At 75.3% G+C, this 15,529-nt stretch carries 11 protein-coding genes; 7 read left to right on the top strand and 4 right to left on the bottom strand.

Annotated features, from left to right (window positions below):
* Positions 1–283: 283 nt before the first annotated feature.
* The 4 genes from RLT57_RS18760 (at position 284) to sucD (ending at position 6,448) form a co-directional block, all read left to right on the top strand.
* Entirely contained in the window at positions 284–2,854 is a 2,571-nt protein-coding gene (locus RLT57_RS18760) for a DUF5682 family protein (RefSeq protein ID WP_399128962.1), read from the top strand.
* Entirely contained in the window at positions 2,847–4,085 is a 1,239-nt protein-coding gene (locus RLT57_RS18765) for a VWA domain-containing protein (RefSeq protein ID WP_311298549.1), read from the top strand. Before RLT57_RS18760 ends, RLT57_RS18765 begins: the two co-directional genes overlap by 8 nt.
* Positions 4,086–4,369: 284 nt before the next feature.
* Positions 4,370–5,542, top strand: a complete 1,173-nt coding sequence (gene sucC, locus RLT57_RS18770; protein ID WP_311298550.1) for an ADP-forming succinate--CoA ligase subunit beta — start codon at positions 4,370–4,372, stop codon at positions 5,540–5,542.
* 21 nt (positions 5,543–5,563) lie between these two features.
* Positions 5,564–6,448, top strand: coding sequence for a succinate--CoA ligase subunit alpha (gene sucD / locus RLT57_RS18775; protein ID WP_311298551.1), 885 nt, complete (start codon positions 5,564–5,566; stop codon positions 6,446–6,448).
* A 287-nt stretch (positions 6,449–6,735) separates the two neighbouring features.
* Here the strand turns inward: sucD and RLT57_RS18780 are convergent, their stop codons facing one another.
* Positions 6,736–7,695 (bottom strand): RNA polymerase subunit sigma-70, encoded by a 960-nt coding sequence (locus tag RLT57_RS18780; protein WP_311298552.1) that lies wholly within the window; start codon positions 7,693–7,695, stop codon positions 6,736–6,738.
* 152 nt (positions 7,696–7,847) lie between these two features.
* Here RLT57_RS18780 and RLT57_RS18785 point away from each other — a divergent pair, with 152 nt between their 5' ends.
* Positions 7,848–10,016: a cell division protein PerM gene (locus RLT57_RS18785; RefSeq protein WP_311298553.1), complete on the top strand. Its 2,169-nt coding sequence runs from the start codon at positions 7,848–7,850 to the stop codon at positions 10,014–10,016.
* Positions 10,017–10,110: 94 nt separating this feature from the next.
* Here the strand turns inward: RLT57_RS18785 and RLT57_RS18790 are convergent, their stop codons facing one another.
* A complete protein-coding gene (locus tag RLT57_RS18790) occupies positions 10,111–10,899 on the bottom strand; it encodes a ferritin-like domain-containing protein (protein WP_311298554.1) in 789 nt (262 codons plus the stop codon).
* 99 nt (positions 10,900–10,998) lie between these two features.
* Positions 10,999–11,919: a hypothetical protein gene (locus tag RLT57_RS18795; protein WP_311298555.1), complete on the bottom strand. Its 921-nt coding sequence runs from the start codon at positions 11,917–11,919 to the stop codon at positions 10,999–11,001.
* A gap of 346 nt (positions 11,920–12,265) precedes the next feature.
* Between RLT57_RS18795 and purN the strand changes: the two genes are divergently transcribed.
* Together purN and purH are read left to right on the top strand one after the other, a co-directional pair.
* Positions 12,266–12,889, top strand: coding sequence for a phosphoribosylglycinamide formyltransferase (gene purN / locus RLT57_RS18800; protein ID WP_311298556.1), 624 nt, complete (start codon positions 12,266–12,268; stop codon positions 12,887–12,889).
* Positions 12,886–14,475, top strand: a complete 1,590-nt coding sequence (gene purH / locus RLT57_RS18805; protein WP_311298557.1) for a bifunctional phosphoribosylaminoimidazolecarboxamide formyltransferase/IMP cyclohydrolase — start codon at positions 12,886–12,888, stop codon at positions 14,473–14,475. The genes purN and purH overlap by 4 nt, the downstream gene beginning before the upstream one ends.
* A 138-nt stretch (positions 14,476–14,613) precedes the next feature.
* On the opposite strand, the gene RLT57_RS18810 is transcribed toward purH, so the two are convergent.
* Positions 14,614–15,279: an RDD family protein gene (locus tag RLT57_RS18810; RefSeq protein WP_311298558.1), complete on the bottom strand. Its 666-nt coding sequence runs from the start codon at positions 15,277–15,279 to the stop codon at positions 14,614–14,616.
* Positions 15,280–15,529: the final 250 nt, after the last annotated feature.

The following is a 15,529-nucleotide window of genomic DNA, read 5'->3' on the forward strand; positions in this document are numbered from 1 at the left end:
GAGCACGGCGGCCACGACCACGGCCGTCGGGAGCCCGCGTCCCGCCGACGCCGGGGACCGGCCGCGGAGAGCGCCCGCAAGTCCCCCGCCCGGCCCCCCGGGGGGAGAGGCGGCCGCGGGGCCGGCCGCCGCGACGACCGGGGACACGGGCACGGACACGGGTGGCGGCCGGGCGGCCGGGGCCGCGCCCGCGCCCGCGCCGGGCCGCGGCGCACCGTCGGGTGCCGCCGCGGACCTGGTCCTGCTCGGAGTCCGGCACCACGGGCCCGGATCCGCGCGGGCGGTGCGGGCGGCACTGGAGGCGTACCGGCCCGAGGTCGTCCTGATCGAGGGGCCGCCGGAGGCCGACGCGCTGACCGCGCTGGCCGCCGATCCGGCGATGCGTCCGCCGGTGGCGCTGCTGGCGCACGTGGTCGACGACCCGGCGCGGGCCGGGTTCTGGCCGTTCGCGGAGTTCTCGCCGGAGTGGGTGGCGATGCGGTGGGCGGCCGAGGCCGGGGCGGCGGTCCGCTTCATCGACCTGCCCGCCGCGAACACCCTCGCCCTGCGCGCCCAGGAGGAGGAGCCGCCGCCCGCCGGCCTTCTCCCGCCCGAGGACGGCACGGCGCCCCCCGCCGACCAGCCGTCCGCCGACCAGCCGCCGGCCCCCGAGGCGGCGGCCGTGCGGGTGGACCCGCTGGCCGTGCTGGCCGAGACCGCCGGATACGACGATCCGGAGCGGTGGTGGGAGGACGCCGTGGAGCACCGGGGCGGCGGGGCGGACGGGGACGCGCTGGCGCCCTTCGCCGCGCTGGCCGAGGCGATGGCGGCGGTCCGGGGGACGTACGGCGACGGCGGCCGTCCTCAGGACCCGTTGCGGGAGGCCCACATGCGGCTGCGGGTACGGGAGGCCAGGCGCGCGTACGCCAGGACGGCGGTGGTGTGCGGGGCCTGGCACGTACCGGCGCTGGCCGAGCGGACGGCCGCCGCCGCAGACCGGCGGCTGCTCAAGGGTCTGCCCAGGGCGAGGGTCGAGACGACCTGGGTGCCCTGGACGCACCGGCGCCTGGCGCGGGCCAGCGGCTACGGCGCCGGGATCGACTCGCCCGGCTGGTACGGGCACCTGTTCGCCGCCCCGGACCGCCCGGTCACCCGGTGGATGACCAAGGTCGCCGGCCTGCTCCGCGAGGAGGACTACCCGGTGTCCTCCGCCCACGTCATCGAAGCGGTGCGGCTCGCCGACACGCTCGCCTCGATGCGGGGCCGCCCGCTGGCCGGGCTCGGGGAGACCACCGACGCGATCCGGGCGGTGATGTGCGACGGCTCGGATGTACCACTGGCGCTGATCCGGGACCGGCTCGTCGTGGGGGACGTGCTCGGCGAGGTGCCGCCGGACGCGCCCGCGGTGCCGCTCGCCCGCGACCTGGCCCGGGAGCAGCGCGGCCTGCGGCTCAAGCCGGAGGCGCTGGAACGGCAGCTGGACCTGGACCTGCGCAAGGACAACGACGCCGCCCGCAGCAGGCTGCTGCACCGGCTGCGGCTGCTCGGCATCGAGTGGGGCGAGCCGGCCGCGGGCCGGGACGGCAAGGGCACCTTCCGGGAGACCTGGCGGCTGCGCTGGGAACCGGAGTCGGCGATCCGGGTCGCCGAGGCCGGGATCTGGGGCACCACCGTGGAGTCCGCGGCGACCGCTCGCGCCGAGGACCTGGCCGCGCACGCCCCGGCGCTGGCCGACGTCACCGCCGTCGCCGAGCGCTGCCTGCTGGCCGGACTGTCCGGCGCGCTGCCCACCGTGATGCGGGTACTCGCCGACCGGGCCGCGCTGGACGCAGACGTCGCCCACCTCGCCGCCGCGCTGCCCGCGCTGGTCCGCGCGGTCCGCTACGGCGACGTCCGCGGCACCGACTCCGCCGCCCTCGGCCGGGTCGCGGAGGGGTTGGCCCGCCGGATCTGCGTCGGCTTCCCCCCGGCCTGCGTCGGTCTGGACGCCGACGGCGCCAACGCGCTCCGCACTCACCTGGACGCGGTCCACCGGGCCATCGCCCTCCTCCCCGAACCGGCTCCGCAGCCGGCCCCGGCCGCCCCCGCCGCTTCAGCCCGCCCGGCCGCCATTCCGCCCGGTCAAACCCTCCCGGCCGGCCCGACCACCCCGGTCCCGGTCCGCCCGGCCGCCCCTGCCGCACCGCTCTCAGCTGATCCGGCCCCGGCTGATCCGACCTCGATCCCGACGTTGACGGCGATCCCGACCCCGGCCGCCGCGACAGCCGTCCCGCTCGGCGGTACCGACCCCGTACCGCCGCCGTACGACCTGCGGGAGCGGTGGGCCGCCATGCTGCGGGCGCTCGCCGAACGGGACGGGGCGATACCCGGGCTGCTGCGCGGCGCCGCGGCCCGGCTGCTGCTCGACGAGGGCCGGCTCGCGCCGGAGGAGGCCGCGCGGCTGATGGGGCTCGCGCTGTCACCCGGCACCGGCCCGGTGGAGGCGGCCGGCTGGGTCGAGGGGTTCCTGGCCGGCGGCGGGATGCTGCTCCTCCACGACGAGCGGCTGCTCGGACTGGTGGACGGCTGGCTGGCCCGGGTGCCGGGGGAGGCGTTCACTGACGTACTGCCGCTGCTGCGGCGGACGTTCGCGGAGTTCGAGCCCGGGGTACGGCGTTCGGTCGGCGAGCTGGTGCGGCGCGGCCCGGCCGCGCCCCCCCGCCGGGACACCGGTACGGAGGCGGGCTTGCCCGGTTTCGGCGCGGGACTCGACCCGGCCCGCGCGACGGCGGCCCTGCGCACCGTACGCCTCCTGCTCGGCGCCACCACGACCACCGACCTGACCGATCTCGACCTGACCGACCTGCCCGCCCCGGGGGACGAACACCATGCCTGACACCGAACAGCACACCGCACCGGTTGCCGGAGCGCCCGCCGCCGCCGCGAGCGCCACCGGCCCCGCCGCCACCACCGGTACCGCCACCACCTCCGCCGACGAGCGCCTGCGCCGCTGGCGCCTGGTCCTCGGCGGCGGGCAGGCCGACGGCACCGGCCGCGGACTCACCGGCCGGGACGAGGCGATGGACCGCACCCTCGGCGCCCTGTACGGCGGCGCGTCCGGCGGCGGCCGGAGCGCGGACCGGTCGGCCGGCCTCGGCGGCTCCGCCCCGCAGGTGGCCCGCTGGCTCGGCGACATCCGCACGTACTTCCCCAGCTCCGTCGTCCAGGTCATGCAGCGCGACGCCATCGACCGGCTCGGCCTGTCCGCGCTGCTGCTGGAACCGGAGATGCTGGAGGCGGTGGAGGCCGACGTCCATCTCGTGGGCACCCTCCTGTCGCTCAACAGGGTGATGCCCGAGACCACCAAGGAGACCGCGCGGGCCGTGGTCCGCAAGGTGGTGGCGGACCTGGAGCGGCGCCTGGCCGCCAGGACGCGGGCCACCCTGACCGGCGCGCTGGACCGTTCCGCGAAGGTCAGCCGCCCGCGCCACGCCGACATCGACTGGAACCGCACCATTCACGCCAACCTCAAGCACTACCTGCCCGAGCACGGCACCATCGTCCCCGAGCGGCTGATCGGCTACGGCCGCGCGGACCGGGCGGTGAAGAAGGACGTCGTGCTGTGCATCGACCAGTCCGGCTCGATGGCCGCGTCCGTCGTCTACGCCTCCGTCTTCGGCGCCGTGCTCGCCTCCATGCGGTCCATCGCCACCAAGCTGGTCGTCTTCGACACCGCCGTCGTCGACCTCACCGAACAGCTGGACGATCCGGTGGACGTGCTCTTCGGCACCCAGCTCGGCGGCGGCACCGACATCAACCGGGCGCTGGCGTACTGCCAGTCGCTCATCACCCGTCCGGCGGACACCGTGGTCATCCTGATCAGCGATCTCTACGAGGGCGGTATCCGCGACGAGATGCTCAAGCGGGTGGCCGCTATGAAGGCGTCCGGCGTCCAGTTCGTGGCACTGCTCGCGCTGTCCGACGAGGGCGCGCCCGCCTACGACCGGGAGCACGCGGCGGCGCTGGCCGCCCTGGACGCGCCCGCCTTCGCCTGCACCCCCGATCTCTTCCCCGAAGTGATGGCCGCCGCCATCGAGAAACGCCCGCTGCCGATACCGGAGAAGTGACCCGCACGTCTGTGACCGTTCTCACCGCCCGCATGTGAGCTGCGATTTAGGCCCCCACGGCGCACGGCGATAACCTGCAATGCGGACATGCCGCGTACTCGGTCACCGTGTGCGCTTCCTTGTGACAGTGCAGCAGTCGCCCTGCCCGTAGCGGCACGCCCAGGCAGATCACAGATCGTGCCGGCAGCGCCGTACCCCACTTCCGGCGGCAGCGGCTTGCGCGACGCTGAGTTCCCGGGGGCCGACTCCCCGGGGAAATCCAGACCAGAGGGAGACGGACGCGCGTGGACCTGTTCGAGTACCAGGCGAGGGACCTCTTCGCCAAGCACGGTGTACCGGTGCTGGCCGGTGAAGTCATCGACACGCCTGAGGCGGCGCGCGCCGTGGCTGAGCGACTCGGCGGCCGTGCGGTCGTCAAGGCGCAGGTCAAGGTCGGCGGACGCGGCAAGGCCGGCGGCGTCAAGCTGGCCGCCGACCCGGCGGACGCGGTGGCCAAGGCCGACGCCATCCTCGGCATGGACATCAAGGGCCACACGGTCCACAAGGTGATGCTCGCGGAGACCGCGGACATCAAGGAGGAGTACTACGTCTCCTTCCTTCTGGACCGCACCAACCGCACTTTCCTCGCCATGGCGTCCGTCGAAGGCGGCGTGGAGATCGAGGTCGTCGCCGAGGAGAACCCCGACGCGCTGGCGAAGGTCCCGGTCGACGCGCTGGACGGCGTGACCCCGGAGAAGGCCGCCGAGATCGTCGCCGCCGCGAAGTTCCCGGCCGACATCGCCGACCAGGTCGCCGACGTCCTGCAGCAGCTGTGGACCGTCTTCGTCAAGGAAGACGCCCTGCTGGTCGAGGTGAACCCGCTGGTCAAGACCGGTGACGGCAAGATCGTCGCCCTCGACGGCAAGGTCTCGCTGGACGAGAACGCCGCCTTCCGGCAGCCAGCGCACGAGGCGCTGGAGGACAAGGCCGCCGCCAACCCGCTGGAGGCCAAGGCCAAGGCCAAGGGCCTCAACTACGTCAAGCTGGACGGCGAGGTCGGCATCATCGGCAACGGCGCCGGCCTGGTGATGAGCACCCTGGACGTCGTGGCGTACGCGGGCGAGGCGCACGGCGGCGTCAAGCCGGCCAACTTCCTGGACATCGGCGGCGGCGCCTCCGCCGAGGTGATGGCCAACGGTCTGGAGATCATCCTCGGCGACCCGGACGTCAAGTCCGTGTTCGTCAACGTCTTCGGCGGCATCACCGCCTGCGACGAGGTCGCCAACGGCATCGTGCAGGCGCTGGAACTGCTCGCCTCCAAGGGCGAGGAAGTCACCAAGCCGCTGGTCGTCCGGCTGGACGGCAACAACGCGGAGCTGGGTCGCAAGATCCTGTCCGACGCCAACCACCCGCTGGTGCAGCGCGTGGACACCATGGACGGCGCGGCCGACAAGGCTGCCGAGCTGGCTGCGAAGTAAGGGACGAGGACACCGACAACCATGGCTATCTTCCTGACCAAGGACAGCAAGGTCATCGTCCAGGGAATGACCGGCGCCACCGGTCTGAAGCACACCACCCTGATGCTCGCCGACGGCACCAACATCGTCGGCGGCGTCAACCCGCGCAAGGCGGGCACCTCGGTCTCCTTCGAGCAGGGTGAGGTACCGGTCTTCGGCACCGTCAAGGAGGCCATCGAGGCCACCGGCGCGGACGTGACGGTGATCTTCGTCCCGGAGAAGTTCACCAAGGACGCGGTCGTCGAGGCGATCGAGGCCGAGATCCCGCTCGCGGTCGTCATCACCGAGGGCGTCGCGGTCCACGACAGCGCCGCGTTCTGGGCGCTCGCCCAGGCCAAGGGCAACAAGACCCGGATCATCGGCCCCAACTGCCCCGGCCTGATCACCCCCGGCCAGTCCAACGCGGGCATCATCCCCGGCGACATCACCAAGCCCGGCCGGATCGGGCTGGTCTCGAAGTCCGGCACGCTGACGTACCAGATGATGTACGAGCTGCGGGACATCGGTTTCTCGTCCGCGGTCGGCATCGGCGGTGACCCGATCATCGGCACCACCCACATCGACGCGCTCGCCGCGTTCGAGGCCGACCCCGACACGGACCTGATCGTGATGATCGGTGAGATCGGCGGCGACGCGGAGGAGCGGGCCGCGGCCTTCATCGAGAAGAACGTGACGAAGCCGGTCGTCGGCTACGTGGCGGGCTTCACCGCGCCCGAGGGCAAGACCATGGGCCACGCGGGTGCCATCGTCTCCGGCTCCTCCGGCACCGCACAGGCCAAGAAGGAGGCCCTGGAGGCGGCGGGCGTCAAGGTCGGCAAGACGCCGTCCGAGACGGCGCGCCTGGCCCGAGCGATCCTCGCCGGCTGACCCCCCCGTTTTCCGCCCCACGGCGGGCCCGCTGCCTTCCCGGCGAGCGGGCCCGCCGTGTGTCGTACGGACGGTTGTTCGTCGTACGGGTGGGTGGCTGTCGGTCCGGCGGCCTGGTGCGCGGGCCCGCCGTGTGGCGAACGGGCCGGTGGGTGTCGGTCCGGCCGCTTGGCGTGCGGGCTTGCCGTGTGGCGTACGGATGGGTGGCTGCCGGTCCGGAGGCCCCGGGTACGGGCCCGCCGTCCGTCATGCGGACCGCCCGGTCGCCGCAACGGCCGGTCGGCCGGTCAGCCGGTACGGTCCCGGACCGGCTTCGCGGCCGGCGGTACGTCGGGGCGTGCCGGGTGCGGGTGCGACGCGGCCGACGGGCCGAGTGTGACGGCCACCGTCGTCAGGACGGCCATCACCCCGGCGAGCGCGAACGCACCGGCCGTACGCCGCCGCACGCCGCGGTCGCTGGCGTCACGGACGTCCGCCGGGCGGCCCGGCGGCTCCGGCGCGCCGGTCAGCAGCGCGCCGAGCAGCGCCGGGAGGGTGTCGGCCGGCTCCGGTACGGCCTCGGCCAGCGCCTCCCGCGCCCGGGTGATCCGCCGGGCCGTCGCAGGGGTGCTCGCCTCGACCTCCGCCGCCGTCGCGGGCAGATCCAGTCCGAGCCCGTCGTGCAGCAGCACCGCCCGGCGGTGCCGGGACGGCAGGCCGAGCAGCGCCGCCGCCAGCGGCTCCGGCGGGCTGCCGGGACGCGGCCGGGGGCCGGGGGTCCAGCGCTGCCAGGGCGCGAGCGCGTACTCGTGCGCCGCCGCCCGCACCCACCCCACCGGGTCGCTGTCCCCGGCCACCTCGGGCCACCGCTGCCACGCCTGGTCGAAGGCGTGGGTCACCGCGTGCCGGGCGAAGCACGGATCGCCGGTGAGGACCTCGACCTGGCGCGTCAGCGGCCCGGCGGCGTGCCGGTAGAGCCCGTCGAACGCGCCTTCCGGCGTCCGTCCGCGACCCCGCCCCCGCTTTTGCGGCGTGGGGCTCGCCAACCCGGGCGCGGCGGCGACGCGCGGCCGCGCCTCGGGCTCCGGTCCAACCGGCCGGGCCGGTATGGGGTCGAGCGCCGGGGTGCGCGCCAGGTCCTCGGCCGGCGGTACCGGCGGCGCCTGCGGTACCGGCGGCGCCTGCGGCTTCGGGGTACGGGGGGCGCCGGCCCCGTCGACCGGGCCGCCACCTCTGCCGGTTCTGGCGGGCCGCTTCGCCGGCGTCACCGGGCGGCTCCCGCGTGTGCGGGCGGCCCTGGTGCGTAAAGATGCTCAACGTATGGTCCGGAAATGAGACGCATAGCGACCATAGTGGGCGACACGTCGACCATTCGCCTCTTCCCGGGGCAAAACGGGTGTTCTTGGTACCATGGGTCGCCGTGACCCCTACCAGCGACCCCGTCCCGTTCCCGGGCGCCGCCCCGCGGGACGCCCCCGGCACCCTCCGCGCCGCCGGACCGCGGGCGTCCGGGCGGGAGACCGACGGCCGGGTGTCCGCCGCCGCCGGGGGAGCGGCCGCCGCCACCCTCGGCCTCGGCCTGCTCGCCGCGGTCGTCCTGCTGCTGTGGATCGCGCTGCCCTACCCGGACAGCGGGCTCGACGGCGCGCTGCACACCGGCGCCGGCCTGTGGCTGCTCGCGCAGGGCGCCGAACTCGTCAGGACTACGACGCTCTCCGGCGCCCCCGCGCCCGTCGCGGTCACGCCGCTGCTGCTCAGCGCGCTGCCCGCGTGCCTGCTCCACCGGACCACGGCGGCGGCGGTCGCCTCGACGTTCGCCTCGGCCGCGGCGTCGACGGCGCCCTCGGCGGTGTCCCTGGCAGGAGCCGGACAGGCCGGGGAACCCGGGCGGGTCGAGCCGGGCGGGCGGGAGGCGGTGGCCGTCGCCGGCTGGGTGCTCGCCGGGTACCTGTCGGTGGTCGTACTCGTGGTCGCCTACACGGCGGGCGGACCCCTGCACGTCTCGGTGCCGACCGCGCTCTACGTACCCGTCTTCGCGGCGGCGGCGGCCGGCTCCGGGGCCTGGGCGGGGTGCGGGTGGCCGGGGCCGCGCGGGCGGGTCAGGCGCCGGATCCTCCGCCGCTTCCGCGTCCTGTGGGTCCTCCGTCTTCTCGGCGGTCCGCGCGGCCTCGGCGGCCTGCGCGTCGAGGAGGCGGGCGCCGCGCTGCGGGCGGCCGGAGTGGTGGTGGGCCTCCTCGCCGGTGGCGGCGCCCTGCTCGGCGGGATCTCGCTGGCGTGGCACACGGCCTTCTCCGGCCCGGTGCCCGGGCGGCCCGACTGGCCCTTCGAGGGGCAGCTCGCGGTGCTGCTGATCACGATGGCGCTGCTGCCGAACCTGGCGGTATGGGGGGCCTGCTACGCGCTCGGCGTCGGCTTCTCCGTCGGCACGGGCAGCACGGTGGCCCCCGCGGGTACCTCGGGGTACGTGCTGCTGCCCCACTTCCCGCTGTTGGGGGCGCTGCCCCGCCCGGGAGCGGGCGGCTGGCCCGAGTGGGCGACCCTCGCCCTGCCCGCGCTCGCCGCCTGCGCGGCCGGCCGGTACATCGGCAAAGGCGCCCGCCCGGCGGTGCCCACAGCCCTGATGGCCGTGGCCGCGGCCCTGTTCACCGGCCTGGCCTTCGCCGTCCTCGCGGCCTGGTCCGGCGGTCCGCTCGGCACCGCCCGCCTGTCCGTCTTCGGCCCCACCTGGTGGCGCGCCGCCCCCGCAGCCGCCGCCTGGACCTTCGCCGTCGCCGTTCCCGCCGCTCTCGCCGTCCGCTGGCGCGCGGTCCACCCCCGCCACCCCCGGCGCATCCCGCTGCCCCCGCCCCGGCTACTCCCCGCCGACCCGGTCCTCCCGCCACCCGCACCCGACGCCCGCGATACGCCTCCGGCGCCGTCCGTACCGACCTGGTCGCCCCCGCCGGTCCTGTCGCCCCCGCCGGTCCTGCCGCAGCCCCCGGGCCAGGCGGCTCCACCGGCCGCGTGGCCGGCCGCACCCGTGCCGCGCGTACCGTTCGCGCAAACCGTGCGGTCCTCGCTGCGCGAGCCGACCGTTCTGGCTGTGCCGGGCCTTCCGTCGGCCGAGGCGGAGCCGTCCGCCGAGCCGGAATCGGCCCCGCCGCTCGTACCGTCCACGGAATCGGCGCAGCCTCGGCCGTCCGAGCCGGGTTCTCCGTTCGCCGAGCCGGTTCTTCCGGCGTCCGAGTCGGAGGAGGGCGGTTCGCCGGTGGGGCGGCGGTCCGTACCGGTCCCGCCCTCGGTGCCGTTCCTGTCGCCTGCGCCGGCCTCGCCGGCTGCACGGCCCGCTGCGCCGGAGCCGTTCGCGTCGCTCGTACCGTCTGCGGATTCGGTCCTGCCCGTGCCGTCCGCGTCGCCTGCGCCGGGCCCTCGGTCCGCCGCGCCGGGGCCGTTCGCCGTGCCGGAACCGCTCGCGGAATCAGCCCTGCCCGAGTCGTCCGTCCCGCCGGTGCCCGGTCCTCCGGCCGCCGCACACGAACTCCGCGCCGCGCCGGAACCGGCTCCCGCGCCGGAACCGGCCGAGCCTCCCCGTCCCCCCGCGTCGCCCTGACGGCCCGCGACCCGCCCGGCACGCCGCCGGGGCGCCGCCGGGCGCCGGACCGCCAGGCCCGACCCCGTGGGGGCCCCGCAGGGGAACCCCGGGGTCAGGAGGTCGCCGGGGCCGGGGACGGGGAGCCGAGGGCGTCGAGGTTGTGGGTCGGCAGGGCCAGCGTCGTCATGCGGTGCCAGCCGCCCCCGCGTTCGTAGGCGTGGAGAGCGTGGACCCCGGCCGCGAGGGCGGCGGACTTCGGGCGGGGCCAGCCGAGGATGCGGGACATGTGGGTCATCACGGCGAGGCTGACGTCGCGGTAGACGCGGATCTCCGCCAGCGCGCACGCGCGCAGCGTCCGGTGGATGGTCCCGGCGTGGCCGGCTCGGGCGAGCCGGAGGAGTTCCTCGTGGCAGTAGGCGAGGTGGTTGTCCTCGTCGCGGGAGATCGCCCGGACCGCCCGACCCAGCTCCGGGTGGTCTCCGAAGTGCTTGAGCAGTAGCCGCATCTGCTCCGACGCCCGCTGCTCGGTCACCCGGCTGTGCGCCAGATAGGTGACGATGTCCTGCTCGCCGAGCCGCTTGCCCTGCCGCAGCCGCCCGTGGGTGAGGCCGATCCCGGCGCTCTCCAGCAGCATCGTGTAGTCGGTGTCCGGGGGCACCGGCACCGCTTCCAGCCCGCGTTTGCGCAGCAGCGCGGTGAAGATCCGCCCGTGCTTGTCCTCGTCCGCGCCGTGCCGGGCGATCTTCGGGCCCATCGCGCGCTGCGAGGCGGGCACCAGCGCCGCGATCCGGCCGTTCTCCCAGCCGCCCTGCGTCTCCCCGCCGGCCGCGATCGAGCAGAAGAGCGCGAACGACTCGTCGTTCTCCAGGATCTCCGTGAACAGACTGCGCGCCGACAGCATGGGTGACTCCCTCCGGCGGTGACCGCGTGCACATCGTGCGGTGTGCAGTCCTGAGTCAAAGCCGGACCGCCGCCGCCCGCAACCGGGGGCGGGGCGGCCTCAGTCGCGGAAGGTCGGCAGATCCCGGAACGGCTCCGGCAGCAGCTTCTGGCATGCGTGCGCCGCCGGTGACGTCAGCGCGTCCGACCGGCAGGTGTAGTAGTCGCGGTAGGCCAGCTGGAAGGCGTACGTGGCCGCGACGATGGCCAGCGCGAGGGCGCTGGTGACGATCCCGGTCCAGGCCGCGGTCAGGAACGACCGCTGGGCGTCGGGTCCCGGGGCGGGCGGCGCCGGGCGCGGTGTCTGGGACGCCTCGGCCAGCGCGGACGCGGTGGCGGCGCGGGCCTTGGCCCGCTCCTCGGGGGACATCCGCAGCGCGCTGACGCCCCAGTACAGGGCGAGCGCGCCGAGCAGCAGCGCGAGCGTGGTCCAGCCGACCGCGCCGAAGATCAGGCCCCAGCAGCCGGACATCAGCGCGTAGCGGGACCGCCGGTGCGCCGGGTCGGTGGGGTCGAACTTGGGGCCGGTGCCCTGCGGGCCGGTCGGCCCGCCCTCGGGGCGCCGGGCGAACGGGTCCGGCCGGCCGGACTGCGGCTGCCTGCTGCTCCACTGGCTGCCCCAGCCGGACGGCGGGGGAGTGCCCCGGTCCGGCGGGCCGCCGTGCGCCCACGGGCCCGGACTGTGGTCATGGCCGCTGTGCCCGTCCGGACCGTGCCCGCCCGGCCCGCTGTGGTCACCGGGCCCGCCGTGCCCGTCGTGGCCGCCCTGACCCTGCCCTCCGCCGTTGCCCCCGCCCTGCCCCTGACCTCCGTTGTGACCTTGCCCACCCGTCCCCGGCCCGGCTCCCTCCGGCCCGCGCGGCTGCCACGGCCGGTCCGGCGCCCCCTCGGGAGGCGGCGCGAACGGGTCGTCCCGCTGATCGCCCTCGGGCGCGCGCAGCACGATGTGCATACGTCCGCTGCTCATGATGTGATGCGCCATCCCCTTGGGCTCGACTCCTCTGAATGCACCCGGTTGCCGCCTGCGTTTCGCGCGGTCCCGGCCCGCGCGACGAGTGCACGGGCCAACCGTCTCCCGGCAGACGCTACCGCCCGCGCGCTCCCCCGTCCCGCGGGGGCCGTCCGGAGTGCCGGTATCGTTGCTGACGGTCGGCGGCCTCGTAGGGTTCCCCGCAACCCGAGCGGCCCCCGCCTCATACGATCCTCCGAAACCACGGGGGACACGGTCGCACGCCGAGCCGTGCCCCAGCCAGCACGCCCACCGCATCCCAGCCAGCCCGCACCCGCGTTCCCGCACCGCCCCCGCGCAGAGACCGAGAGAGCCGCCCGTGGCCGCCCGCACCCCCGCCCGCCTCGTCGTCCTCGTCTCCGGTTCGGGTACGAATCTGCAGGCTCTGCTCGACGCCGTCGCCGCCGACCCCGGATACGGGGCCGCCGTCGTCGCGGTCGGCGCCGACCGCGACGGCATCGCCGGTCTGGAACGGGCCGGGCGGGCGGGCCTGCCCACCTTCGTGGTGAAGGTCGGGGACCACCCCGACCGCGCCGCCTGGGACCTGGCCCTGGCCGAGGCCACCGCGGCGTACGAACCCGACCTGGTGGTCTCCGCGGGCTTCATGAAGATCGTCGGCCGGGAGTTCCTGGCCCGGTTCGGCGGCCGGTTCGTCAACACCCACCCCGCGCTGCTGCCGAGCTTCCCCGGCGCCCACGGCGTCCGCGACGCGCTCGCCTACGGCGCCAAGGTGACCGGATGCACCGTCCACTTCGTGGACGACGGCGTCGACACCGGCCCGGTGATCGCCCAGGGCGTGGTCGACGTCCGGCCGGACGACACGGAGGAAGCGCTCCACGAGCGCATCAAGGAAGTCGAGCGACGACTGCTCGTCGACGTAGTAGGGCGGCTGTCACGCGACGGCTACCGCATCGAAGGACGAAAGGTACGGATCCCGGCATGAGCGCCGACGTCACCAACGGTACGAACGGGTCGGACGGCAGGCGGCCCATCCGCCGCGCGCTGGTCAGCGTCTACGACAAGACCGGCCTGGAGGAACTGGCCCGCGGCCTGCACGAGGCGGGCGTGGAACTGGTCTCCACCGGGTCCACGGCCGGGCGGATCGCCGCCGCCGGGGTGCCGGTCACCAAGGTCGAGGAGCTGACCGGCTTCCCGGAGTGCCTGGACGGCCGGGTCAAGACGCTGCACCCGCGGGTGCACGCCGGCATCCTCGCCGACCTGCGCCTGGAGGACCACCGGCGGCAGCTGGCGGAGCTGGACATCGAGCCGTTCGAGCTGGTCGTGTCGAACCTCTACCCGTTCCGCGAGACGGTCGCTTCGGGTGCGGGCGACGACGAGTGCGTGGAGCAGATCGACATCGGCGGCCCCTCCATGGTCCGCGCCGCCGCCAAGAACCACCCCTCGGTCGCCATCGTCACCAGCCCGGCCCGCTATCCCGACGTGCTGGCCGCGGCCGCCGGCGGCGGCTTCGACCTGGCCACCCGCAAGCGGCTGGCCGCCGAGGCGTTCCAGCACACCGCCGCCTACGACGTGGCCGTGGCGTCCTGGTTCGCCGACGGCTACGCGGCCGACGGCGAGAGTGCCTTCCCGGACTTCACCGGCGTGACGTACACCCGGCAGAACACCCTGCGGTACGGCGAGAACCCGCACCAGGGCGCCGCGCTCTACACCGACGGCACCGGGGTCGGCCTGGCCGGCGCGGAGCAGCTGCACGGCAAGGAGATGTCGTACAACAACTACGTGGACACCGAGGCCGCCCGCCGGGCCGCCTACGACCACGACGAAATCTGCGTGGCGATCATCAAGCACGCCAACCCGTGCGGGATCGCGGTCGGGTCCGACGTCGCCGAGGCGCACCGCAAGGCGCACGCCTGCGACCCGCTGTCCGCGTTCGGCGGGGTCATCGCGGTGAACCGGCCGGTGTCGGTGGCGCTGGCCGAGCAGGTCGCGGAGATCTTCACCGAGGTGATCGTCGCCCCCGCCTACGAGGAGGGCGCGGTGGAGGTGCTGGCCCGCAAGAAGAACATCCGGGTGCTGCGCTGCGCCGCCGCGCCGGCCGCGACCACCGAGTACCGGCCGATCGAGGGCGGCGCGCTGGTCCAGGTCAAGGACCGGCTGCAGGCCGACGGCGACGACCCGGCGAGCTGGGTACTGGCCACCGGCGAGCCGCTGCCGGCCGCCGGGCTGGCCGAGCTGGCGTTCGCCTGGCGGGCCTGCCGGGCGGTGAAGTCGAACGCGGTCCTGCTGGCCAAAGACGGCGCGACCGTCGGCGTCGGCATGGGACAGGTCAACCGGGTGGACTCCGCCAAGCTCGCCGTGGCGCGGGCCGGCGCCGAGCGGGCGGCCGGGTCGTACGCCGCCTCCGACGCGTTCTTCCCCTTCCCCGACGGCCTGGAGGTGCTGACCGCGGCGGGTGTCACGGCGGTGGTCCAGCCAGGCGGTTCGATCCGCGACGAGGCGGTGGTGGAGGCTGCGGCCAAGGCGGGCGTGACGATGTACCTCACCGGGACGCGGCACTTCTTCCACTGAGGCGCGCGGGCGGGCGGGCGCCGGGGTACCGCGGCCCGAGCGGGCCCGAGCGGGGCCGAGCGGGGCCGAGCCGGGCCGTCGCACGGGCAGCCGGACCCCGGCAGCGGGGGTCCGGCCCTGCCCGTCCTGCCGCAGCGCTCAGTTGGGGTCCTTGATGACCACGCTTTTGACGATCTTGTCGGCGAAGGTCTGCCGCTTGGCGTCCCACAGCGGCCACAGGTAGCCGATGTAGCAGAAGCCGTCCAGGACGTGCAGCAGCTGCCGGCCGAAGGCGAGCCCGAAACCGAGGGTCGAGCCGTCGTACTCCTTCAGCAGCCGGATGCCGACGATGCGCTTGCCGGGGGTCTGGCCGGTGCGGCCCACCCGGTAGCACAGCCACAGGCCGCCGATGAGATTGAGCACACTGCCGATGACGATCAGCGCGACCGACGAGCCCGGCATGTGCGGGGTCGGGCACGCGTCGCCGGATATGCCCAGCTTGTCGCAGTCGTTGAGCCGCTCCACGCTCTTGGCGATCCACCGGCCGTAGCCCGCGAGCAGCAGGCCCACCGGCACCAGCAGCACGATCAGCCCGTCGAGCAGCGTCGCGCCCACCCGGGCGCCCCAGCTCGCCAGCGGCGGCATCCCGGGCAGCGGGCCGCCGGGCCCGGGGGCGTAGCCGTAGCCGCCGTACGGCGGTTGCTGGTAGCCGTACGGCGGCTGGTAGCCGTAGGGCGGCTGCGGCGGGCCGTACGGTCCCGGTCCCTGCGGGTAGGGCAGCTGCGGATAGCCGTACGGGTCGGGAACGCCGGGGGGCTGGCTCACGGGGTGTGTGTTCCTTCGGCGGAGAGGACGGACGGGCGCGGGAGCGGCAACCGGGTCGCATCAGTGGTATCAGCGGATTTATCAGGCGCCGCGGGACATCGTCCGGCCCCGGCCCTGCCGTGCGCAAGGGTCAGCATGGTCCGCGGGACGGACGGTTAGGGTCCGCTTCCCGGGTGCCCCGCCCGAGGCGGCGGCCGGGCGGCGCGTTCGCCGGCCGGGCGGTGGGTTGGGCGGCCGGGCGGTGGGTTGG

Origin of the sequence: Streptomyces sp. ITFR-21, assembly GCF_031844685.1 — a bacterium.
Lineage (GTDB): Bacteria > Actinomycetota > Actinomycetes > Streptomycetales > Streptomycetaceae > Actinacidiphila.

Excerpts from the sequence above, each read along its gene's own strand:
- RLT57_RS18765 (WP_311298549.1), top strand. The coding sequence starts at position 2,847 with ATGCCTGACACCGAACAGCACACCGCACCGGTTGCCGGAGCGCCCGCC.
- RLT57_RS18790 (WP_311298554.1), bottom strand. The coding sequence starts at position 10,899 with ATGCTGTCGGCGCGCAGTCTGTTCACGGAGATCCTGGAGAACGACGAG.
- purH (WP_311298557.1), top strand. The coding sequence starts at position 12,886 with ATGAGCGCCGACGTCACCAACGGTACGAACGGGTCGGACGGCAGGCGG.
- RLT57_RS18795 (WP_311298555.1), bottom strand. The coding sequence starts at position 11,919 with ATGGCGCATCACATCATGAGCAGCGGACGTATGCACATCGTGCTGCGC.
- sucD (WP_311298551.1), top strand. The coding sequence starts at position 5,564 with ATGGCTATCTTCCTGACCAAGGACAGCAAGGTCATCGTCCAGGGAATG.